Genomic DNA, 22,844 nt, shown 5'->3' with positions numbered 1-22,844 from the left:
CGTCTTTTTCCGCGGAGTTTTATCATGCCTACCGACATCCCCCCGGCGCCTTCAGCCGCCGTCCCCCTATTGACCCTGGATAACATCGGCAAGTCCTATGTCGGCCCCGTGCTGGGCGGCGTGGGCTTGCGCTTCGCCCCCGGCCAGGTGCTGGCGCTGACGGGTGAAAACGGTGCGGGTAAAAGTACCCTGTCGAAGATCATCTGCGGCCTGGAGCAAGCCACGACGGGCACCATGCTGCTTGACGGCAAACCGTACCAGCCCGCCTCGCGCGGCGCCGCCGAGGCGCTGGGCATCCGCATGGTGATGCAGGAACTCAATCTGATTCCCACCTTGTCGATCGCGGAAAACCTGTACCTCAAGAATTTGCCGCAGCGCTTCGGTTTCATCGACCGCGCCCGCCTCGAGCGCGACGCGCGCGAGCAGATGGAGAAAGTCGGCCTGGGCGGCCTGGACCCGTGGACGCTCGTGGGCGCGCTGGGCATCGGCCACCAGCAAATGATCGAGATTGCGCGCAACCTGATCGGCTCCTGCCGTTTGCTGGTGCTCGACGAGCCGACGGCCATGCTGACACACCGCGAAGTGGAGCTGCTGTTCCTGCAGATCGAGCGCCTGAAAGCGGAAGGCGTGTGCATCATCTATATTTCCCACCGCCTGGAAGAACTCAAGCGCGTGGCCGACCGCATCGCCGTGCTGCGCGATGGCCAGCTGGTGTGCGACGACGACATCGCCGGCCATTCCGCTGCCGACCTCGTCAGCTTGATGGTGGGCCGCTCGGCCGACGACGCCGTCGACCTGAGCGGACGCACCATCGGCGCGCCGCTGCTGCGCGTGCGGGGCCTGGCGCGCGGCAAGGTGGTCAACCCCACGTCGTTCGACTTGCGCGCCGGTGAAATCCTCGGCATCGCCGGCCTGATCGGCTCGGGCCGCACGGAACTGCTGCGCCTGATCTTCGGCGCCGACCGCGCCGACGCGGGCGAAGTGTTCCTCGGCGACAGCGCCACGCCGGCCGCCTTGCATTCGCCGCAGGCCGCCGTGCAGGCCGGCATCGCCATGATCACGGAAGACCGCAAGGGCCAGGGCTTGCTGCTGCGCCAGTCCATCGCCGTGAATACGACGCTCGCTTCGCTGGACACGGTCAGCGGCGCCGGCTGGCTCAACGACGCGGCCGAAGCGACGGTGGCCGACGATTACATCCAGCGCCTGGGCATCCGCTCGCGCAACAGCGCGCAAACGGTGGCCGAGCTTTCTGGCGGCAACCAGCAAAAGGTGGTGATCGCCCGCTGGCTGTACCGCGACTGCCCCGTGATGCTGTTTGACGAACCCACGCGCGGCATCGATATCGGCGCCAAGTTTGATATTTATCAGGTGCTGGCCGAACAGGCGCGCCAGGGCAAGGGCCTCGTCATCGTCTCGAGCGACTTGCGCGAGCTGATGCTGATCTGCGACCGCATCGCCGTCATGAGCGCCGGCAGCATCGTCGAGACCTTCGAGCGCGGCGCCTGGAGTCAGGACGCGCTGCTGTCGGCCGCCTTCTCCGGCTATTTGACCCCCACTTCCACTCCCGCTGCGGCCTGATCCGCCGGAAAGATTCCCATGACCACTACCTCTTCCCCATCGTATCTGCAGCGCAGCCTGGCCGACCTGAAAAACTATGCGGGCCTGATCGGCGCCTTGCTGGCCATGTGCGTGCTGTTCTCGTTTGCCAGCGAAAACTTCTTCACCCTGGCCACCTTGAGTACCCTGTCGAACAACATCCCGACCTTAGTCGTGATGGCCGTCGGCATGACGTTCGTGCTGATCATCGGCGGCATCGACCTGTCGGTGGGTTCCGTGATGGCGCTGGCCGCTTCCGTGCTGTCGCTGGCCGTGGTGCACTGGGGCTGGCCCGTGTGGAGCGCGGCCATGCTGGGCATGGCGGTGGCGGCCGCCTGCGGCGCGACGACGGGCCTCATTTCCGTCGGCTGGCGCATTCCCTCGTTCATCGTTTCGCTGGGCGTGCTGGAAATGGCGCGCGGCCTGGCCTATCAGGTGACGAATTCGCGCACGGAATACATCGGCGGCGCCGTCGAGGGCATCAGCTCGCCGATCGTGTTCGGCCTGTCGCCCGCCTTCATCGCCTCGATCGCCATCGTCGTCATCGGCCACCTGGTGCTCACGCGCACGGTATTGGGACGCCACTGGATAGGCATCGGCACGAATGAAGAAGCCGTGCGCTTGTCCGGCATCAATACGAAGCCGTCGAAGGTGCTGGTGTTTGCCCTGATGGGTTTCCTGGCCGGCGTGGGCGCGCTGTTCCAGGTCTCGCGCCTGGAAGCGGCCGACCCGAACGGCGGCGTGGGCATGGAATTGCAGGTGATCGCCGCCGTGGTGATCGGCGGCACCAGCCTGATGGGTGGCCGCGGTTCCGTTATCAGCACCTTTATCGGCGTGTTGATCATTTCCGTGCTGGAAGCGGGCCTGGCGCAAGTGGGCGTGTCCGAACCCGTGAAGCGCATCGTCACGGGCCTGGTGATCGTCGCCGCCGTGGTGCTCGATACCTACCGCCGCCGCGGCGAGCGCGCATAATACTGCCCCATGGCAACCATCAAACAAGTGGCGCAGGCGGCGGGGGTGTCGTTCACCACCGTCTCGCACGTCCTCAACAATACGCGCCCCGTCAGCGACGAGGCGCGCCGCGCCGTGCTGGCGGCGGCGGAGCAATTGCATTATGTGCCCAGCGCGCTGGCGCGCTCCCTGCGCAGCCGCAGCACGCGCACCATCGGCCTGATCATTCCCAACAATACGAATCCGTATTTCTCGGAAGTGGCGCGCGGCATCGAGGATAGCTGCTATGCGGCCGGTTACAGCGTGATCCTGTGCAATTCCGACGACGATCCCGTCAAGCAGCGCGAGTACCTGAATGTGTTGCTGACCAAGCGCTGCGACGGCCTGATCCTGTCCGCGCTGGCCGACAGCGATGGCGAATTGCTGCGCAAGATGAAGGTGCCGGCCGTGCTGCTCGACCGCGCGCCCAGCGACCTGGCCATTGACGCGGTGGCCGTCGACAACCGCGCCGGCGGCTTTCTCGCCGCGCGCCACTTGTTGAGCCTGGGACGCCGGCGCCTCGCCTGCATCGCCGGTCCCCGCGAAGTGAGCATTTCCAATGAACGTATCGATGGCGCGCGCGGCGCCATGGCGGAAGCGGGCGTGGTCCTGGCCGACGCGCTGTGCCGTCACAGCGACTTCAGCAGCGCCGGCGGTTATGCGGCCGCGCTCGATCTGCTGGCGCTGCCCAAGGCGCAGCGCCCGGATGCCTTGTTCTGCTGCAATGACCTGATGGCCTTTGGCGCCTTGCGCGCCGCCGCCGAGCGGGGCATTGCCGTGCCGGGCGAACTGGCTGTCGTCGGCTTCGACGATATCGACCTGGCCAGCTTCGTGCATCCGGCCTTGAGCAGCGTGGCGCAAAACACGCGCGAACTGGGCCACATCACGGCCGCCTGCCTGCTGGCGCGCATCGCCGACCCTGCCATGCCGCGCCAGCAGCGCAGCATCGCCCCCGCGCTGCACGTGCGCGGCTCCAGCGCCGCGCCAACGTTACCTTTTTCTTTACCTGCAACTGAACTGATGGGAATGACATCATGATCGTGGTTATCGGCAGCATCAATATGGACCTGGTCTTGCGCGTGCCGCGCATGCCCCTCCCCGGCGAAACCCTGACGGGCGGCGCTTTTAGAACGATTCCTGGCGGCAAGGGCGCCAACCAGGCCGTCGCGTGCGCGCGCATGAGCGGCAAGGTCGAGGCCGGTGGCCAGCGAGTGGCCATGATCGGCTGCGTGGGCGACGATGCGTTTGGCACGACCCTGCGCGCGGCGCTGGCGGGCGACGGCATCATCGACAGCCACATCACCACCTTGCCGGGCGTGGCCTCGGGCATCGCGTCCATCCTCGTCGACGACAACGGCCAGAACAGCATCGTCATCGCCGGCGGCGCCAACGATTTATTGAGCCCCGCACACATTGACGCGGCGCAAGGCTTGATTGAACAGGCCGACATCGTCGTGCTGCAGCTGGAAACGCCGATGGACACCGTCGTGCACGCCATCAAGCTGGCCCGCTCCCTGGGCAAGACGGTGGTGCTGAACCCGGCGCCGGCCGCCAGCTTGCCGGACGGCTTGCTGGAACTGGTCGACTATCTGATCCCGAATGAAATCGAAGCGGCCATGCTGGCCGGCGTGGCGCCGGACAGCACGGATATCGCGGCGCTGGCCGCCGCGCTGCAACAGCGGGGCAGCGACAACGTCATCATCACCCTCGGTGCCAAGGGCGTGCACGCGGCCTTGTATGGCGGCGACACCAGCTTCCCGGCCGAAGTGGTGCAGGCCGTCGACACGACGGCTGCCGGCGACACCTTCATCGGCGGCTTCGTGGCGGGTCTGGCGTCCGGCATGGACGAGGCGGAATCCATCCAGCAAGGCCAGCGCGCGGCTGCCTGGAGCGTCACCAAGCCTGGCGCGCAAACGTCGATTCCCTTCCTGCACGAATTGTTCTGAGCCACGGCCATGAAAAAGTCTCCGCTGCTTAATATTGCGCTGTCGCAAATGATCGCCTCACTGGGCCATGGCGACATGCTGGTCATCGGCGACGCGGGCTTGCCGTCGCAGCCGGGCGTGCCCCTGATCGATCTGGCCCTGACGCGCGGCATCCCCGGCTTCATCGACACCGTGCAGACGGTGCTGAGCGAAATGCAGGTGGAATACCACCTGCTGGCCAGCGAATTGCCACAACACAACCCTGCCATGGCGGCGCAAATGGCGGCCTTGTCCCTGCCCGATGCGCGCCAGGTGACGCACGAGGAGTTCAAGCAACTCTCCAGGGGCGCGCGCGCCATCGTGCGCACGGGCGAATGCAGTCCGTATGCCAATGTCATTCTGGTCGCTGGCGTCGTGTTCTAACGCAAACCAGCGCCAGACTGTTTGCCAAAAACATCATCGGTATTGCCCTCAGTGAAATAATTATCCATTGGCAAAAGGGACGGCTACAATAGGCTGGTCCTGCCAGCTGGGCAGTTTTCCGATGGTTTCCCGCCATGCCGATGGAAGCACCTGACGCTTTCCGTGTTGCCTTGCCGCCTGCCGGCAGGCGCGCCCGCGGCTGGCCGTGCCTTGCCTCGCTGCTCTTGTGCCTGTTGTGCCTGGCATCCCCTGCGCAAGCCCTCGAGCGCGTCGCGCTGCAACTCAATTTCACCCACCAGTTCCAGTTCGCCGGCTATTACGCGGCCATCGAGCAAAGTTATTACCGCGAGGCGGGGCTGGACGTCACCCTGGTCGAGGGCGGCAATGGCCGGCTGGCCGAGGCGGCCGTGCTGGCGGGCGAGGCCGAATATGGCGTGGGCAACAGCACCCTGCTGCTCAGCCGCCTGGCCGGCAAGCCCGTGGTGGTGCTGGCCGTGGTCTTCCAGCATTCGCCCAGCGTGCTGCTGATGCGCCAGCACGGCGGCGCGCCCGACGTGCGCAAGCTGGCGGGGGCGTCCGTGATGATCGGTGCGGCAGGCAGCACGCAGCCTTCGGCTGACGAGGTATCGCTGTTCCTGCAAAAGATGGGGGTCGATGCGCAGCAGATGCGGCATGTGCCGCCCAGCTACCGGGTCGAGGATTTGATCAGCGGTAAGGTCGATGCCATCGCCGCGTATTCCACCAACGAACCCGACTACCTGGACCGGGCAGGCTTTCCGTATTACCAGTTTACGCCGCGCACGGCCGGCATCGATTTCTACGGCGACAACCTGTTTACCAGCGAACATGAATTGCGCCGCCATCCCGAGCGCGTGAAAGCATTTCGCGCGGCCAGCTTGCGCGGCTGGCAATACGCGATGGCGCACCGCGAGGAGATGGCGCAGCTGATCCACGCCAAGTACAGCCAGCGCCACGACCACGCGCACCTGCTGTACGAAGCCCAGCAGATGGAACTGCTGCTGCAGCCCACCCTGGTGGAACCGGGCTACATGAATCCGCAGCGCTGGCAGCATATCGCCGACACGTATGCGGCCATGGACGTGCTGCCGCGCAACGCCACGGACAGCAGCACCTACAAGGGTTTCCTGTACCGTCCCGTGCCAGGCGCGGACCTGGGCTGGCTATATCTGTCGCTGGGCCTGGCGGGCAGCCTGCTGGCCGTGGCGGCCGCGTTTCACTTCAGCAATCTGGCCCGCGAGCGCCGCCGCACGGAAGAAACCATCCGCCAGGGAGAGTTGCGCTTTCGCACCATGTTCGAGGAAGCGCCCATGGGCATCGCCCTGATCGATACCCTGAGCGGACGCTTTCTCGACATCAATCCTCGTTACCTGGCCATCAGCGGACGCAGCCTGGAGCACATGAAGCAATCGAGCTGGATGGAGATCAGCCATCCCGACGACGTGGCGGGCGAGCAGGAACAGGTGGCGCAGTTGCTGGAACGTCGCTTGCCCGGCTTTCGCCACTCGAAGCGCATCGTGCGCCCCGATGGCGGCGTGGTGTGGGTGGACGCTTCCGTGACGGCCATCGACACGGCGCGCCACCGCGGCCCGCACCATTTGTGCATGCTGGAAGACGTGACGGACAAGCGGCAATCCGAAGCGCTGATCTGGCAGCAAGCCAATTTTGATACCCTGACGCAATTGCCGAACCGGCGCATGTTCCACGAACGCTTGCGCCTGGCGCTGGCGCAGGGCCGCCGCGATGCCAGCCGCGTGGCCATCCTGTTCATCGACCTCGACCACTTCAAGGAAGTCAACGACACGCTCGGGCACCACCAGGGCGACATCCTGCTGATCGAGGCGGCGCGGCGCATCCGCGTGGGCGTGCGCGAGACGGACACGGTGGCGCGCCTGGGCGGCGATGAATTCACGGTGATCCTGTCCGACCTCGACGACCTGCAGCAGATCGACCGCATCGCGCGGCAAATCCTCGATGGCCTGCTGGCGCCGTTCCTGCTGGGGCAGGAGCAGGCGTTCGTGTCCGCCTCGATCGGCATCACCTTGTATCCCGATGACGCGGGCAATATCGAGGACTTGCTCAAGCATGCGGACCAGGCCATGTATGTGTCGAAAGGGGCGGGGCGCAACCGCTACAGTTACTTCACGCCCGCGCTGCAGGTGGCGGCCGTCAACCGCATGCGCCTGGGCACGGACTTGCGCACGGCCCTGCGCGAGCAGCAGATGCAGCTGGTGTACCAGCCCATCGTCGCGCTGCGGGACGGGCGCATCGCCAAGGTGGAAGCCTTGCTGCGCTGGAATCACCCGCAGCGGGGCGTGGTCAGCCCGCCCGACTTCCTGGCGCTGGCCGAAAGCAGCGGCCTGATCGTGGAGATCGGCGAGTGGGTGCTGCGGGCGGCGGCGCAACAATTGCAGCGCTGGCGCGCGGCCGGCTACCCCATCGGGCCGGATTTGCAGCTGTGCATCAACCAGTCGCCGCTGGAGTGGCAGCGCGCGGCCGATGCGCCCGGTACCTGGCTGCGCCAGCTGGCGGCGCTGGACGTGCCCGCCACGGCCATCGTGCTCGACATGCGCGAGGACGCCCTGCTGGGGGCCGGCGGCGGCATGGCGCAGCGCCTGCAGCACTTGCGCGCGGCCGGCTTGCAGATCGCCCTCGACGATTTTGGCAGCGGCCACGCCTCGCTGACGCAATTGCAGCAGTGCGGCATCGATTACCTGAAGATCGACGGCGCCATGATCGGCAAGCTGGCGCCCGGCGCCAGCGAACTGGCCCTGTGCGAAGCCATCATCAGCGTGGCGCACAAGCTGGGCTTGCAGGTGATTGCCGAAGGGGTGGAAACGGCGGCGCAGCGCGCACTGCTGCTGGACATCGGCTGTGATTTTGCGCAAGGCTACCTGTTTGCGCCGCCGCTGGCCATCGAAGCGTTCGACGCGCTGCTGCGCGCGCAGCGGCCCTTGCAGCCTTGAAACGGGCGCGCGGCGCCACCAGATTTCAGCCAGGCCTGCGGGACAGGGCTTCCGGCCTGAACGGGCTTATACTCGACTGGCTGGCGCCTGCGCCCGGCTCCAGCTGTCACCGGTCATCGACCGGGCGCGCAGGCAAACCTTCTTCCATTCACTCCAACTCGAGGTGTACTCATGGGCATTTTCAGCAATATCTACAACAAAATCTTCCACCACTCGTCCGACGCCGCCCCGGCCGCCACGCCGGCTGCCGCCACGGCACCGGCAGCTGCGCCAGCCGCGGCAGGAGCCGCCCCCGCTGCAGCCCCTGCCGCCGCCGCGCCCGTGGTGGACGTGGAAGTGGTGCTGGTCGACCTGGCCAACAAGAGTGCGGAAAAACTCAATTGGCGCACGTCCATCGTTGACTTGATGAAATTGTTGCAACTCGATAGCAGCCTGGCCGCGCGCAAGGAACTGGCGCAGGAGCTGCATTTCACGGGCGATACGAATGATTCGGCCAGCATGAATATCTGGCTGCACCGCCAGGTGATGATCAAGCTGGCGGAAAACGGCGGCAAGGTACCGGAAGAACTCAAGAACTAAACACCTGGCGGCGGCAGGGGTATCCACTGTCACCGCTATCCAATCCCGTGGGAACTGCCTATCATGGAGTTCCCATGGTGTCATGATAGCTAAAACCAATTGAAACTATTGTGACAATCAATTTTGCATATGGGTTAAAACCCCTTACACTAGAGTCTTACTGATTCACCACACGAGAGGAAATGACTATGTCGCTGATCAATACCCAAGTTAAACCATTCAAGGCAACCGCATACCACAATGGCAAATTCGTCGATCTGACGGAAGCGTCGCTGAAAGGCAAGTGGTCGGTATTCGTCTTCTACCCAGCCGACTTCACCTTCGTTTGCCCAACCGAACTGGAAGATCTGGCCGATCACCACGCTGAATTCCAGAAGCTGGGCGTGGACGTCTACGGCATCTCGACCGATTCGCACTTCGCGCACAAAGCATGGCACGACACGTCGGACGCCATCAAGAAAGTGCAATACGCACTGATCGGCGACCCGACCGGCGCCCTGTCGCGCAATTTCGAAGTCATGATCGAAGAAGAAGGCATGGCGCTGCGCGGTACCTTCGTCATCAATCCGGACGGCTTCATCAAAGTGCTGGAAGTGCATGACAACGGCATCGGCCGTGACGCGTCGGAACTGCTGCGCAAAGTCAAGGCAGCCCAGTACGTTGCCGCCCACCCAGGCGAAGTGTGCCCGGCCAAATGGACGGAAGGCGCAGCAACCCTGACCCCATCGCTGGACCTGGTTGGCAAGATCTAAGTCTTGACGCCTTGAAGTACACAGCAGCAAACAAGTAGTTACCGCGATGCCGGACCGGGTGTCCGGCCCGGCATTCGCCTAAATATTTGTAGAAAAGGAAAAAAATCATGTTAGACGCCACCCTCAAAACCCAACTGAAATCCTACCTGGAAAAAGTGGTGTATCCGCTTGAGTTGGTCGCTTCTCTCGATGACAGCGCAAAAGCCCGCGAAATGAAGGAATTGCTCCAGGAGATAGTCCTGTTGAGCGACAAGATCACGCTGGTCGAGCGCATGGACGCTGGCGTACGGACCCCGTCGTTCAGCATCAACCGCCCGGGCACCGATATCGGCGTGCGCTTCGCCGGCGTGCCGCTGGGCCATGAATTTACTTCGCTGGTGCTGGCGCTGCTGCAAGTGGGCGGCCACACCATCAAGTTCGACGATGCCGTGATCGAGCAGATCCGCAACCTCGACGGCGATTACGAATTTGAAACGTTTATTTCGCTCTCCTGCCATAACTGCCCGGAAGTGGTGCAGGCATTGAATGCCATGGCGGTGATCAACCCGCGCATCAAGGTCACCACCATCGATGGCGGCGTGTTCCCGCAGGAAGTGGAAGCGCGCCAGATCATGGCCGTGCCGATGATGTTCCTCAATGGCGAGCACTTTGGCCAGGGCCGCACGAATGTCGAGGAAATCCTTGCCAAGCTGGACACCAATGCCGGTGCCCGCCAGGCCGAAGCGCTGAACAAGAAAGACGTGTTCGATGTGCTGATCGTCGGCGGCGGCCCTGCCGGCGCGGCAGCGGCCATCTACGCGGCCCGCAAAGGCATCAAGACGGGCGTGCTGGCCGAGCGTTTCGGCGGCCAGGTGCTCGATACCCTGGCGATCGAAAACTTTATTTCCGTCAAGGAAACGGATGGGCCGAAGTTCGCCATGGCGCTGGAACAGCACGTCAAGGAATACGAAGTCGACATCATGAATACCCAGCGCGCCACGAAACTGACGCCCGGCAAGCTGGTGCAGATTGAAACGGCGAATGGCGCCGTGCTGAAAGCCAAGACCGTCATCCTGGCCACGGGTGCCCGCTGGCGCGAAATCAACGTGCCGGGCGAGAAGGAATACCGCAACCATGGTGTCGCCTACTGCCCGCACTGCGACGGCCCCCTGTTCAAGGGCAAGCGCGTGGCCGTCATCGGCGGCGGCAACTCGGGCGTGGAAGCGGCGATCGACCTGGCCGGCCTGGTGAAACACGTGACCCTGATCGAGTTCGGCGCGGAACTGCGTGCCGATGCGGTGCTGCAACGCAAGCTGCACAGCCTGCCGAACGTGACCGTGATCACCTCGGCGCAAACCACCGAAATCCACGGTGACGGCAAGATCGTCAATGGCCTGAGCTACACGGACCGCGTCAGCGGCGAGTCGAAGAAGGTCGAGCTGGAAGGCGTCTTCGTGCAAATCGGCCTGGTGCCGAACACGGAATGGCTGAAGGGCACGGTAGCCTTGTCGCGCCACGGCGAAATCGAAGTGGACGCCCGCGGCCAGACCTCGATCCCCGGCGTGTTCGCGGCCGGCGACGTCACCACGGTGCCATACAAGCAGATCATCATCGCCACCGGCGAAGGTGCCAAGGCAGCCCTGTCCGCCTTTGACCACCTGATCCGCTCGGACGACGAGGAAGTGGTCGATGAGTCCGCAGCAAAAGAAGCGCTGACGGCGTAAGCATTACGCTGCAAAAAAAACCGGAACGGCCGCGAGGCTGCTCCGGTTTTTTTTTGCGCGTTGCAAATGCCAATCAGCTGCCCGCGTACTGGGGATTGGCGGCGACATACACCTGGATGCCGTCGACGGCCATGTCCTTCGGCGCGATCTCGGCCAGGGCGAAGACGGTCCTGTTGCTGAAGGTTTGCACGTGCCACGTAAAGCGCTGGCCGGCGCGCGCGATGGTGACGGTTTCGCCGCGCGTGACGTTGATGTGGCGCGAGTCGGCCTGCAGCTCGATGGTGCGCTGGGCCGCGTCATGGCGTGCCGCGCTGCCATAGTCGGCGGCCGTGCCCGCGGGGCCGGCGGCGAGGGCGGACGTGGCAAGAATGGCGCACAGGATGGCCAGGGCGCTGCGGTGGGTGTTCGACATGCGGATCTCCAGGATGGGCGCGGCGTGCCGGTAAGCCGCCGTGTGTCGCCGTTTGTTATGAATGGCTGCGCCGGGATCGCCGGCGCGGGCAAGACGGCATCCTAAGCGTTTCCTGCCTGATCTGCAAAGGCCTATTTCACAGCTGCACCGTGGCCGCCAGCGGCAGCTGGGGCTCAAGGTGGCTGGTCAGCACGATGCACTGGCGCGCCAGGCGGGCCGGGTCGGCCAGGCGCGCGCGCAGATGCGCCATGGCGGGCGCGTCGAGGCCATTGAACGGTTCGTCGATCAGCAGCAGGCGCACGGGCAAGGCCAGCGCCAGCGCCAGCTGCAGTTTTTTATGCTGGCCCAGGGACAGGGCGGTGATGCCTTGCTGCAGGGTCGCCGTCATGGCAAAGGCGTCCAGTTCCGCGTTCAGCAGGGCCTGGTCGCTGCCCGGATACAGGGCCAGGTGCAGGTCGAGAAATTCATGCACCTGCAGCCAGGGCAAGGCGGGCGAGTCGCCGCCGCAATAGTAGGCTTGCGCGCGGTATTCCAGCGCCATGCGCCCGCTGTCGATGTCGTCGAGGCGGATGGACCCGCGCGCGGGCAGCAGGGCGCCGCCCGCCAGCTTCAGCAGGGTGGTCTTGCCGGCCCCGTTGGCGCCGCGCAGCCAGGTGATGCCGGGGCCGCATTGCAGATTGAAGCGCTGGAAGACGCTGTGCGTGGCGAAATGAAAATCGAGCTGCGCGATCCGCAGCAGGGGAGAGGGCAGGTTCAATTCCATAATTCGCTTCCGATGGCGCTCAAGGCAAGGATGGAGAAGACGACGAGGGCGACGCGCCCCCGCGCCGTCAGGCGGGGCAGGCCGACGATGGCCAGCAGGGCCAAGCTGGCCGTGATGGCGTACACGCTGGTCACGCGCTGCTGCAGGGCGGCCGGATCGATGTAATACAGCAGGATGCCGGCGCCCGGCAGCACGATCAGGGCGGGCAGCAGGCTGGCGCCGCATGCCAGGCGGATGAGGTTGCCGCTGGCCAGGGGCCAGGCGTTCAGCGCAGGGCGCAGCATGGCGATCTGCTCGCGCACGGCCTTGTCGCCCCGGTCCGTCACAATGACCAGGCTGGCGCTGGCCAGCAAACCCAGCAAGGGGGCGGGCACGAGCGGGGCGCGCAGCAGCCAGGCCAGCATGCTGGCGCCGGCGGTGGCCAGCAGCAGGCTTTGCTGGATGCCGATCACACTCTCCTTGCGCCAGAACGGCAGCCAGAACAGCTGGCGCCACAGGAAGCCGCTGCGCCAGCGTGGCCGGCGCGGCACATACTTGCTCATCGTTGAGGGGCGCACGCGCTGCACGGGGCGCGGTGCGCGCAGGCGCCGCGCGATGATGCAACTCGTCAATATCCACGCCAGCAGCCAGACGAGCAGGGTGGCGGCCATGCCGGGCGCGGCAATCGGGCGCAGCCAGGGCGGCGACTGCAGCAGCCAGATGCTGGCCGAAACGATATAGGCGATGCCTAGCGGCAGCATCAGCATGCCCGCCACGGCAATATCGGCTTGCCAGCGCAGGCACGGCGGCAAGGGTAGCGGGCGCAGCCAGGCGGCGATGGGGGCGGGCAACAGCCGCTTGCGCAGCAGCCAGGCGGGCAGGCAGGTCAGCAACGCTTGCCCGCCCAGCAGGCCCAGCGCGGCGGGCCAGGGCAGGGTCATGGCGAGAAAGCCGGGCAGGGCGATGACGCTGAGCAAGCCCAGCAAGACAGGGCCGGCCAGGAAAAAGACAATCTCCATGGAGCTTGCCATGCTGGCGGCAAATTGCAGCAAAGCATGATGAGCAAGGCGCAGCCGCAGGGCCAGGTAGGGATGGATGCTTCGGGGCAAGCGCATGCGGGCAGGGGCGGAGTCGGGGGTAGCTGATTCTAACAGCTGGGTCAGACCCCCATGCGCGTTGGCATAACACGCTGCGGTAGCGGTATCGTGGATCTGATCCCACAATGGGAAAAGCCCTTCGGTTCAGAGAACCAAAGGGCTTTTCTTTTATTGGCGGAGCGGACGGGACTCGAACCCGCGACCCCCGACGTGACAGGCCGGTATTCTAACCAACTGAACTACCACTCCAAGCTCGTATGATCTGTGTTGCTGATCCATGAAGCACCGGATAATTTTCTGCATTGGTGGTGGGTGCTGAGAGGCTCGAACTCCCGACCTACGCCTTGTAAGGGCGCCGCTCTACCAACTGAGCTAAGCACCCGCATACCCAGAAAACTATCCCGACGTTTGTCACCACGTCTGGAAGAGGCACTATTATAGGGGGCGCTATGCTGCTTGTGCAACTCTTCTTATGGGATAAAAGCAGTTTTTTTGCTCAAAGACGCAAAAAATGTGGAGACGATGGGAGACGGGCGGTTTTTCTGCTGCTGAAATGGGAAAAGCCCTTCGGTTCAGGGAACCAAAGGGCTTTCTTTTATTGGCGGAGCGGACGGGACTCGAACCCGCGACCCCCGACGTGACAGGCCGGTATTCTAACCAACTGAACTACCACTCCAAGCTCGTATGATCTGTATTGCTGATCCATGAAGCACTGGACAGTTTTCTGATTTGGTGGGTGCTGAGAGGCTCGAACTCCCGACCTACGCCTTGTAAGGGCGCCGCTCTACCAACTGAGCTAAGCACCCGTTGCTTGTCTCAGAAAACCATCCCGACGTTTGTCACCACGTCTGGAAGAGGCGCTATTATAGGACGGCTAAAATCCTTCTGCAAGCGCTTTTTGAAATTATTCGCTGATGCCCCACTGCGACAGCATCCACGCCATATTGAAGGCATTTTCGGCGATGGCGTTGTAGCGGCCCGAGGCGCCGCCGTGGCCGGCACCCATGTTGGTTTTCAGCAGCAGGGGATTGCCGTCCGTTTTATACGCGCGCAGCTTGGCCACATATTTCGCCGGTTCCCAGTACATGACCTGGCTGTCGTTCAGGCCCGTCGTCACCAGCATGGCCGGGTAATTCTTGCGCGCGATGTTGTCGTAGGGCGAATAGCTGAGCATGTAGTCGTAGGCGGCCTTCTGGTTCGGGTCGCCCCATTCCAGGTATTCGCCCGTGGTCAGCGGCAAGCTGGCGTCCATCATGGTGTTCATCACGTCAACGAAGGGCACGGCCGCGTGCACGGCGTGGAACAGTTCCGGACGCATGTTGACGACGGCGCCCATCAGCAAGCCGCCCGCGCTGCCGCCCTGGATGTTGAGGCGGTTCGGGCTGGTCCATTTTTCGCGCACCAGGTAGTCGGCGCTGTCGATGAAGTCATTGAAGGTGTTTTTCTTCTTCATCAGCATGCCGTCCTCATGCCACGCTTCGCCCATGTCGGTGCCGCCGCGGATGTGCGCTTGCGCATAGATGACGCCGCGGTCCAGCAGGCTGATGCGAGCCAGGCCGAACGTGGCTTCCGTGGAAATGCCGTAGGAGCCGTACGAGTACAGCAGCAGTGGCGCGGAACCATCGCGCTTGACGCCTTTCTTGTAGGCTATCCACAGCGGCACTTGCACGCCATCGCGGGCCGTGACCCACAGGCGCTGCGTGGCGTAGCGCGCAGGGTCGAAGCCGCCGACGATTTCCTGCTGTTTCAGCACCGTGCGCTTGCCGTCCTGCATGGCCACGTCGATGACGGTGGGCGGCGTGACGGGGGACTGGTAAGACATGCGAAATTGCGTTGCCGTAAATTCCGGCGTGCCCGCTGCCGTGGCCAGGTAGACGGGATCGTCGAACTGCACCGTCTTCCAGTTTTGATGCGCGAAATCATAGATGCGCGCGCGGTTCAGGGCGCGCGCCTTCTCCATCACCACCAGGTAGCCCTGGAAGACATCGATGGACTGGATGACGGCGTCCTTGTTGTGCGGCACCAGCGGCTTCCAGTGTGGCGGCTGCGGGGCCGACAGGGGCGCGCTGACGATGCGGAAATTTTTCGCATCCTTGTTGGTGAGAATGTACAACTGGCCGTCGCGGTGCTCGACGCTGTAGCGGTGGCCTTTTTCGCGCGGCAGCACGCTGCGGAAACTGCCATTGGGCGTGCTGGTGGGCAATAGCAGCACGTCGCTGGTATCCGTGCTGCCCGACGTCAGCACGAAGTAGCGCTGGTCGCGCGTGCGGCCAACGCCAATGGCGAACTGTTCCACGGGCTCGTGATACACCTGCTGCGGCGTGCCGCCCAGCGCCAGGCGGAACAAACGGTCCGAGCGCTTGGTGGTGGCGTCTTCCTGCGCCAGCATCAGGGTGGCGTTGTCCGCCGCCCAGGCCAGCGAGGTGACTCTGGGCATGCTGTCGGTCAGCAATTTACCCGTTTTCAAATCCTTGACATGCAGGTCGTACTGGCGGAAACCCGTCGTGTCGGTGGTGTAGGCCAGCAATTGTTCATTCGGGCTGACGGCAAACGCGCGCACGGCAAAGAAGGTGTGGCCCTCGGCCAGCTGGTTCTGGTCCAGCAGGATTTCCTCGGCGGCGCCGGCATCGTAGGCGCCTTTCGCGCCCGCGGCGCGGCGGCAGTTGAGCGGGTACTGCTTGCCCGCTTCCATGCGCGTGTAATAGTAAAAATTGCCCATGCGCACAGGCACGGACAGGTCCACTTCCTGCATGCGGCCCTTGATTTCGGCGTAAAGCTTGTCGGCCAGGGGCTGGATCGGCTTGGTCACGGCGGCCGTATACGCGTTTTCCGCATTCAGGTAGTCGATGACGGCAGGATCGGTCTTTTTTTGCAGCCAGCGGTAGTCATCCGTCACTACCGTGCCATGGCGGGTTTCCTGCCAGGCTGTCTTGGCGGCAACGGGGGCGGTGACGGCATTGGGGGCGGCGTCGGCAGCCAGCGCGGATGGCGCTGGCGTGGACAGCAGCAGGGCCGGCAGCATGGATGAGCAGACGGCAAGGCGGCGCAAGGCGTGATGTGCGATAGGCAAGGCAACTCCCTTTGATTGTTGTGTCAGGATTGTAATCTTGCTATTGAGAAAAGCAACCGCCTGGCGCCGCCAATGTGTCCGCTTCGTTTCAACTTGCATCCTGGCGCAATTCCGGTGCATACTGTATGCATGCACAGTGTCTTGCCCAATGTTCTTGCCTGATACAGGCGAGCCGATCCGCCGCGAGGTGTTTTTATGTCATCTGCCCAACCACATACCGCAGCGCGCCGCTGGATCGCCCACCTGGACATGGATGCCTTCTTTGCTTCCGTGGAACTGCTGAAATATCCGGAATTACGTGGCGAACCGGTGGTGATCGGCGGCGGGCGCTTGCAGCAGCCCGTGCTGCAGCAGGACGGCACGCGGCAGTTTGCGCGCATGCGCGATTACGTGGGGCGCGGCGTCGTCACCACGTCGACATATGCGGCGCGCGCCTTCGGCGTGTTTTCCGCCATGGGCATCATGAAGGCGGCCAAGCTGGCGCCCGACAGCATCCTGCTGCCCGCCGATTTCGAGGCTTACCGCGAGTATTCGGCGCGTTTCAAGCAAGCCGTGGCCCATCTGTGTCCCATCATCCAGAACGTCGGCATTGATGAAATCTATGTCGACCTGACGGAACATGGCGAGCAGGCGCCGGCCATGGCGGCGCGCCTGAAGGCGGCCGTATTCGAGGCGACGGGCCTGTCGTGTTCCATCGGCCTGGCGCCCAACAAATTGCTGGCCAAGATCTGTTCCGACCTGGAAAAACCCGATGGCTTGACCATTTTGTCACCCGAGGATGTCGAAACGCGCGTGTGGCCCTTGCCGGCAAAAAAGATCAATGGCATCGGGCCGAAGGCCACGGCCAAGCTGGAAGCCTTGGGCGTCAATACCATCGGCGAACTGGCGCAGGCCGACATGGCCATGCTGCGCACGCAGTTTGGCGACCTGTACACGGGCTGGCTGCGCCAGGCGGCGCTGGGCATCGACGAGCGCCCCGTGCAGACCAGCCGGGAAACCAAGTCCGTCAGCCGCGAAACCACGTTCGAGCGCGATTTGCAGGTGGTGCGCGACCGCGCCACCCTGTCGGAAAAGCTGGAAAGCCTGTGCACGCGCGTGGCGGGCGACCTGGATAAACAGTCGCTGGCGGGGCGCACGGTGGGCATCAAGCTGCGTTTCGAGGATTTCAGCACGGTGACGCGCGATATCACCCTGCCCAGCGCCACGGCGGATGCCGCCGCCATCTTGCGCGCCAGCCGCGATTGTCTGCGGCGCGTGCCGTTCGAAAAGAAAATCCGCTTGCTGGGCGTGCGCATCTCGACCCTGTGCGACCCGGCCATCGTCACGCGGCAGGTACCTGCCCAGGCCGAGCTGTTTCCCGCCCTGTAGCAAGGTTTCCCACAAGATACATACCGCGCCAGACCGCGCTTTTGACGGCATTTGCATGTCGAAAGTGTAGAATGGCGTTCCCCTGGCACTACTGAAACAAACGGAAGACAAAAACTATGTGGTTCAAGAATCTTCAGATTTACCGCCTGCCCGCACCATGGGCTTACACGCCAGAACAACTGGAAGAGGCCCTGTCCTCGAACAAATTTACGCCGGCGACCAGCATGGATCTGATGCGCCAGGGCTGGGATACGCCACGCCCGAATGGCGGCCTGGTCCACGTGGTCAACAAGCAGATGCTGATCTTGCTGGGCACGGAAAAGAAATTGCTGCCGGCCACCGTCATCAACCAGGTGGCCAAGGCCCGCGCCGCCGAGATGGAAGAAGCGCAAGGTTTTGCGCCCGGCAAGAAGGCCATGAAGGAATTGAAGGAACGCGTCGCCGACGAACTGCTGCCGCGCGCCTTCAGCATCCGCAGCAACGTCTGGACCTGGATCGATCCCGTCAATGGCTGGCTGGTGGTCGATGCGGCCAGCCCGGCGAAGGCCGATGAAGTCATCAAGCTGCTGCTGAAAGCCGTGGATAAATTGCCGCTGGAAAGCCTGCGCGTGCAGCGCTCGCCCGTGGCGGTGATGACGGAATGGCTGCAGGCCGACGATGCGCCTGCCGGCTTCACGGTCGACATGGATACGGAATTGCGCGCCACGGGCGAGAGCAAGGCCACCGTGCGCTACGTGCGTCACACCCTGGAAGCGGACGACGTGCGCCGCCACATCGCGGCCGGCAAGCAGTGCACGCGCCTGGCCATGACGTGGAACGACAAAATCTCGTTCGTGCTGACGGAATCCCTGGCCATCAAGAGCGTCAAGCCGCTGGACGTGATCAAGGAAACGGAATCGAGCACGAAGAACGACGAAGAGCGTTTCGACGGCGACGTGATGCTGATGACGGGCGAGCTGAGCAAGCTGATGGCCGACGTGGTGGAAGCCCTGGGCGGCGAAGCGACGGCGTAAGCGCGCTCATGCGGTAGAAAAAAGGAGCTGCGGCTCCTTTTTTTTCGTCTGTACAAATTGCTGGCGCATAAAAAAGCGCCTTGCACGGTGAAGTGCAAGGCGCTCTGTGGACAGTCTAATTCAGGACGTCAAATTAGAACTTGTAGCTGCCGGTGAAGTAGACCGAACGCATCATTGGATCAGCGTAGCGTGGGTCGAAGCCAACCTGGTGGCCCGACGAAGCGCGCAGCGACAGCGGCGGTTCACGGTCAAACAGGTTCTTGATACCGGCGCGCAATGTCACAGCCGAGTTGAAGGCATAGCGGCCTTGCAGATCGACGGTGGTGTACGAAGGAACTTCCAGACGGATGGTTTCCAGTTTCTTGGTATCGACGTTGAGTACCGAAGCGGCTGCATCGGTGTAGCCGTTACGATAGCTGACAACCATGGTGCTGGTCAGTTTGCCGGTTTCCAGGCTCATGTTCAGCTTGATCAGGTTACGGAACGTGACTGCATCGGTGATACCGAAGTAGTTCATGTTGGTCGTCCACTGATTCTTGGTGCCTGGCACGGTGTAGTCCGCCTTGAGCATATGGGTGCCGCTCAGGTTGGCCGTCAGGTTACCGAAATCAAAGCGATGACGTGCCGTCATGTCCCAGTCGATACCGCGGTTATGCGTTTGGCCGATGTTCATCGACAGCGACTTGAACGCATAGTAGGTATTGCCGGTCGATGGCTCGATGTAGGTACCGAACAGGTCTTTGTACAGCGTTGGGTTGCTGAAGGCCTGGGTTTCGCTCACTGCCGAAACCGCATCGGTGATCTTCACGTCCCACAGGTCGGCGCCGAACGAGAATGCCGAGCTAGGTTCGATACGGAAACCAACGGTGTACTGCTTGGATTTTTCCGGTTTCAGGTTTTCGTTACCGCCAGCCAACTGGTTGTATTGCTGGGCTTTGCCGCGGCACAGGTCGTTGCCTGGGAATGGGCAATCCCATGGTTTGGCGGTAAAGCCGTTGTTGACCAGTGGTTGACCGATGTCCAGCATGCTCGGTGCCTTGAAGCCTGTGCCGTACGAACCGCGCAGCAGTACTTGCTGCACTGGCTGCCAGCGTGCCGTCACTTTGTAGGTGCTGGCGCTTTGGTCTTTACCGATAGTCTTGTTCACCACGCCGTTGTCGATCTTGGTGATGGTGTCGTAACGGCCAGCCAGGCTCACTTCCACGGTTTTGGTGACAGGTGCCAGCAACTCGGCGAACACGCCGTAGGTTTCGCGGCTCAGGTCGTAGCGTGCCGAGGTGTTGAAGTTGTAGATCGTGTCGCTGCTCGCGCCGTTCGATGGCGTTTGCTCATATTTGTATTCGCGGTAGTCGCCGCCGATACCGATATTGGCCTTGCCGCCTGGCAGGGTGAACAGTTCGCGCGAACCGTGCGCATCGATGCCGCGCATGGTGGTCGATGCCGTACGGATCGAGCCGTTGAACTGCGAATCGTTGATCAGCTTTTGCAGTTCTGGCGATGCGTTACCGGCTGGCAAGAACGGGTTGAACAATGGATTCTTTTGCATGGCCTTGAACTCGGCGTTCTTGGCATAGCCGCCCACATAGCGCTCGTCGATCGCGTTTTGCGACCAGGTCAGGGCCGATTCCACGTTCCATTCGCCGACTTCGCCTTCCACGCCGACCACGAAGTGCTTGGTGTCGGTGATGGTGTTGCTGGCGCGGGTGCCCCAGTCAACCATGCGGTAGTTGGCGGTGACGGTTTTGACATCGTCATGCTGTGCTTGCGTCAGGCCTGGGCGTACGTACTGGTTGTACAGTGCGCTGTCCTTGGCGATGCTGATCGGTACCGGATTGGCGGCGATACGCGCCGTCAGGTCAAAGCGCGACAGGGCGACTTCGGCGAACGCATTCAGGTTTTCCGTCAGTTTGTAGGTGCCGCGTGCGAACAGGCTGTCGCGTTTCGATTCTGGAACGATTTCAACCGTCGAACCGCCATCGAAGCCACATACCGCCGAGTTGGTTGCCGTCACGTAGTTGGTCGGGCCGCAATTGCCGTTGGCCGCCAGGTAAGGGCTGAACTGCAGTTGCGGGTTGGTGTTGCTGTCCTTGAAGGCGACGGTGGCGTTGCCTGGAGCCGTCGACGGGCTGGTGCGGTCGTAGATGTAGTTCTGGCCGCGGTAGCTGACAGGAATGTACGACGAACGGGCGAACGAACGGTCCGTTGCCTTCAGTTTCGATTGTTCGTCGTGGCGGTACGATACCAGCACGTTGAAGCGGTCTTCGTCCAGATCGCCGAAGCCGTAGGTAACGTTGGTGTTCCAGGCGTTGCCGCCTTTGTCTTCCGGGCCGCCGTAGGTGGCTTCCAGGGTGCCGCCTTGCACGTTTTTCTTCAGGATGAAGTTGATCACGCCGGCAATGGCGTCCGAGCCGTACAGGGCCGAAGCGCCGTCGGTCAGGATCTCGACACGTTCAACCGCGCTCATCGGAATGGCGTTCAGGTTGACGGAGGTGCCCGAACCTTGTGGCGCGATGCGACGGCCGTTCAGCAGTACCAGGGTGTAGCTTTCACCGATGTCATGGATCGATGCGCTGGTGCGGCCACCCGAGTTGGAACCGGCAGCCACGGCGCCGATGGTGAAACCTTGCATGGCTGGCAGGCTTTGCACCAGGTCAGCCACAGTGTTCGCGCCGGTACGGGCGATCGCTTCTTGCGTCAGGCGTTGCACGGGCAATGCACCTTCGACGGCGATACGTTTGATACTCGAACCGGTAATTTCTACTTTTTGAATTGCTTCGTCAGCCATGGATTGGCCAGAGAACAAGACGCTGCCTGCCAGAACGGTCAGGGCCAGGCGCACGCTGCGCGCGCCGATTTTTTCTTTCAATGCCATTATAACAATTACTCCGTAGTAGTTTTAATAACGACAAGCGGCACCCGAGCACCGGCATGACCGGCGGATAGACGGTCTGCGATGGCGAGTACGGTAGGCGGACACATGCCCGGACGGGCAAGGAAGACTACTTCGTGCAATATTGTTATAAATGCACTTTTTACTTGTCGAGGCAAACATTATGTCTTCTCAGCAAGAAAAAAAGGACAGCAACCGTGTCGGATTTGGCAATAAATTAGAGATACTGAAGAATATTTAATTTATTTGTTAAATGGCGATTTTTAATTTTTATAAATCAATGTTTTAAAAAATGTTGAATGGCGTTTTTTTACAACATAAAATTATTATGTTGGCAATTTCCTCTTTTGCCAACAATAATTCGAGGAAAAGTGTTGCTTGGCAGAATTTCTACAAAGTAAATAAATGTAAAAAAAAGCCCGCTGAAAGCGGGCTTGTCGAGTTGCTGCAGAGCGGACATCAGGTGGCTTGCTTGCCCGATTTTCTGCGGCGTGCCATGAAGCCGACGAGGCCGAGGCCGGCAAGCAGCATGGCGTATGTTTCCGGTTCAGGCACTGCGGCCACCGGTGAAGCGAAAGTACCGGTAAAGGTAGAGTAATTGCCATACTGATTGCTGGCAGATTGTGCGGTAGCGGCGCCATAGCCGAAGTAGGTGCTGACGCCGACAGTGTTGGTGCCGACGGCAACATTACTCAAGGTGATGCTGAAGTTGGCGGTCGACCCTGGCGTGTACACCGATTGCGTGTTTTGGCCCCACCACGTATAGGCGGCGTAGCCCGATGGCGCCACCAGGTTTTGCGAGCCGTCACCGCCCAGGTCCAGCGCGCCGCTGGTGCCTTGCGACCAGAAGCCGGGCGCGCCGTTCAACGGTGCCGGGGCGCTGGAGCCGACCAGGGTGGCAGACACAGGGACGAAAATCGTGAAGCCGTCGAGGCCGGTCTGGCCGCCGATGCCCTGGTTATTGTTCAGGACGCTGTAATCGAAGGTCCAGGTATTCGCGCCGGCTGCAGTAGCCGAGGCCGTCACCGTATATTCATTGGTGAGGCTGGTCGTCGCCTGGGCGGCGCCGCTCAGCGCAAATGCGGCGGCAATGGCGCCCAGTTGGATCAGTTGTGTAGCCGATTTGCGCTTGGTCATGATGGATTCCCAAAAAAGGGGTTAGTCGATGACCTGAATATAGCATTGATGCTCAGGAAAAAATTGTAATTATGAACAAATATATTGTTTTTTTACTTTGTTTATTTCCACATGGGAATTAATGCATGTATTCTTTATTCTTCTGTAAATGTTGCGGCTGATT

The 22,844-nt window shown here is 62.3% G+C and carries 17 protein-coding genes and 4 tRNA genes; 11 read left to right on the top strand and 10 right to left on the bottom strand.

The window, feature by feature from the left end:
* Positions 1–24 precede the first annotated feature (24 nt).
* From ACZ92H_RS21190 to ahpF, 9 genes are all read left to right on the top strand, one after another.
* Positions 25–1,578, top strand: a complete 1,554-nt coding sequence (locus ACZ92H_RS21190) for a sugar ABC transporter ATP-binding protein (RefSeq protein WP_465050895.1) — start codon at positions 25–27, stop codon at positions 1,576–1,578.
* 18 nt (positions 1,579–1,596) lie between these two features.
* The gene (locus tag ACZ92H_RS21185; RefSeq protein WP_465050896.1) at positions 1,597–2,568 is read left to right on the top strand and encodes an ABC transporter permease; all 972 of its coding nucleotides are present in this window, start codon (positions 1,597–1,599) and stop codon (positions 2,566–2,568) included.
* A 9-nt stretch (positions 2,569–2,577) separates the two neighbouring features.
* Positions 2,578–3,624: a LacI family DNA-binding transcriptional regulator gene (locus ACZ92H_RS21180; protein WP_465050897.1), complete on the top strand. Its 1,047-nt coding sequence runs from the start codon at positions 2,578–2,580 to the stop codon at positions 3,622–3,624.
* Entirely contained in the window at positions 3,621–4,532 is a 912-nt protein-coding gene (gene rbsK, locus ACZ92H_RS21175) for a ribokinase (RefSeq protein WP_131378114.1), read from the top strand. The genes ACZ92H_RS21180 and rbsK overlap by 4 nt, the downstream gene beginning before the upstream one ends.
* Positions 4,533–4,541: 9 nt before the next feature.
* Positions 4,542–4,934 carry a D-ribose pyranase gene (gene rbsD, locus ACZ92H_RS21170; RefSeq protein WP_465050898.1) on the top strand — a complete coding sequence of 131 codons (393 nt, stop codon included), beginning with the start codon at positions 4,542–4,544 and terminating at the stop codon, positions 4,932–4,934.
* 134 nt (positions 4,935–5,068) lie between these two features.
* Entirely contained in the window at positions 5,069–7,918 is a 2,850-nt protein-coding gene (locus ACZ92H_RS21165) for an EAL domain-containing protein (protein ID WP_465050899.1), read from the top strand.
* A gap of 171 nt (positions 7,919–8,089) precedes the next feature.
* Positions 8,090–8,497 (top strand): DUF3597 domain-containing protein, encoded by a 408-nt coding sequence (locus ACZ92H_RS21160; RefSeq protein WP_131378118.1) that lies wholly within the window; start codon positions 8,090–8,092, stop codon positions 8,495–8,497.
* A gap of 188 nt (positions 8,498–8,685) precedes the next feature.
* Entirely contained in the window at positions 8,686–9,249 is a 564-nt protein-coding gene (gene ahpC / locus ACZ92H_RS21155; RefSeq protein WP_092717461.1) for an alkyl hydroperoxide reductase subunit C, read from the top strand.
* A gap of 107 nt (positions 9,250–9,356) precedes the next feature.
* A complete protein-coding gene (gene ahpF / locus ACZ92H_RS21150; protein WP_131378120.1) occupies positions 9,357–10,952 on the top strand; it encodes an alkyl hydroperoxide reductase subunit F in 1,596 nt (531 codons plus the stop codon).
* Positions 10,953–11,025: 73 nt separating this feature from the next.
* Here ahpF and ACZ92H_RS21145 read toward each other — a convergent pair whose 3' ends face one another.
* The 8 genes from ACZ92H_RS21145 to ACZ92H_RS21110 all read right to left on the bottom strand — a co-directional run bounded on the left by ACZ92H_RS21145 (position 11,026) and on the right by ACZ92H_RS21110 (position 16,273).
* Positions 11,026–11,364, bottom strand: coding sequence for a CzcE family metal-binding protein (locus ACZ92H_RS21145; RefSeq protein WP_465050900.1), 339 nt, complete (start codon positions 11,362–11,364; stop codon positions 11,026–11,028).
* A gap of 136 nt (positions 11,365–11,500) precedes the next feature.
* Positions 11,501–12,127, bottom strand: coding sequence for an ABC transporter ATP-binding protein (locus ACZ92H_RS21140; protein ID WP_465050901.1), 627 nt, complete (start codon positions 12,125–12,127; stop codon positions 11,501–11,503).
* Positions 12,118–13,125 carry a hypothetical protein gene (locus tag ACZ92H_RS21135; RefSeq protein ID WP_465050902.1) on the bottom strand — a complete coding sequence of 336 codons (1,008 nt, stop codon included), beginning with the start codon at positions 13,123–13,125 and terminating at the stop codon, positions 12,118–12,120. Before ACZ92H_RS21135 ends, ACZ92H_RS21140 begins: the two co-directional genes overlap by 10 nt.
* Positions 13,126–13,375: 250 nt before the next feature.
* A tRNA-Asp gene (locus ACZ92H_RS21130) sits at positions 13,376–13,452 on the bottom strand.
* Between the two features lie 57 nt (positions 13,453–13,509).
* Positions 13,510–13,585: transfer RNA gene (locus ACZ92H_RS21125), tRNA-Val, on the bottom strand.
* A 217-nt stretch (positions 13,586–13,802) separates the two neighbouring features.
* A tRNA-Asp gene (locus ACZ92H_RS21120) sits at positions 13,803–13,879 on the bottom strand.
* A 54-nt stretch (positions 13,880–13,933) separates the two neighbouring features.
* Positions 13,934–14,009, bottom strand: a tRNA-Val gene (locus ACZ92H_RS21115).
* 98 nt (positions 14,010–14,107) lie between these two features.
* Positions 14,108–16,273 (bottom strand): S9 family peptidase, encoded by a 2,166-nt coding sequence (locus ACZ92H_RS21110; RefSeq protein ID WP_465050904.1) that lies wholly within the window; start codon positions 16,271–16,273, stop codon positions 14,108–14,110.
* Positions 16,274–16,468: 195 nt separating this feature from the next.
* Here ACZ92H_RS21110 and dinB point away from each other — a divergent pair, with 195 nt between their 5' ends.
* Positions 16,469–17,641, top strand: coding sequence for a DNA polymerase IV (dinB, locus tag ACZ92H_RS21105; protein WP_465050905.1), 1,173 nt, complete (start codon positions 16,469–16,471; stop codon positions 17,639–17,641).
* Positions 17,642–17,757: 116 nt separating this feature from the next.
* Positions 17,758–18,654, top strand: coding sequence for a recombination-associated protein RdgC (locus tag ACZ92H_RS21100; protein ID WP_034754435.1), 897 nt, complete (start codon positions 17,758–17,760; stop codon positions 18,652–18,654).
* A gap of 133 nt (positions 18,655–18,787) precedes the next feature.
* On the opposite strand, the gene ACZ92H_RS21095 is transcribed toward ACZ92H_RS21100, so the two are convergent.
* The gene (locus ACZ92H_RS21095) at positions 18,788–21,526 is read right to left on the bottom strand and encodes a TonB-dependent receptor (protein WP_465050906.1); all 2,739 of its coding nucleotides are present in this window, start codon (positions 21,524–21,526) and stop codon (positions 18,788–18,790) included.
* 477 nt (positions 21,527–22,003) lie between these two features.
* A complete protein-coding gene (locus tag ACZ92H_RS21090) occupies positions 22,004–22,681 on the bottom strand; it encodes a PEPxxWA-CTERM sorting domain-containing protein (protein ID WP_465050907.1) in 678 nt (225 codons plus the stop codon).
* Positions 22,682–22,844: the final 163 nt, after the last annotated feature.

This window comes from Janthinobacterium foliorum (assembly GCF_978021625.1).
The sequence above is the reverse complement of the archived record's forward strand: the minus strand, read 5'-3'. Positions and strand labels throughout refer to the sequence as shown.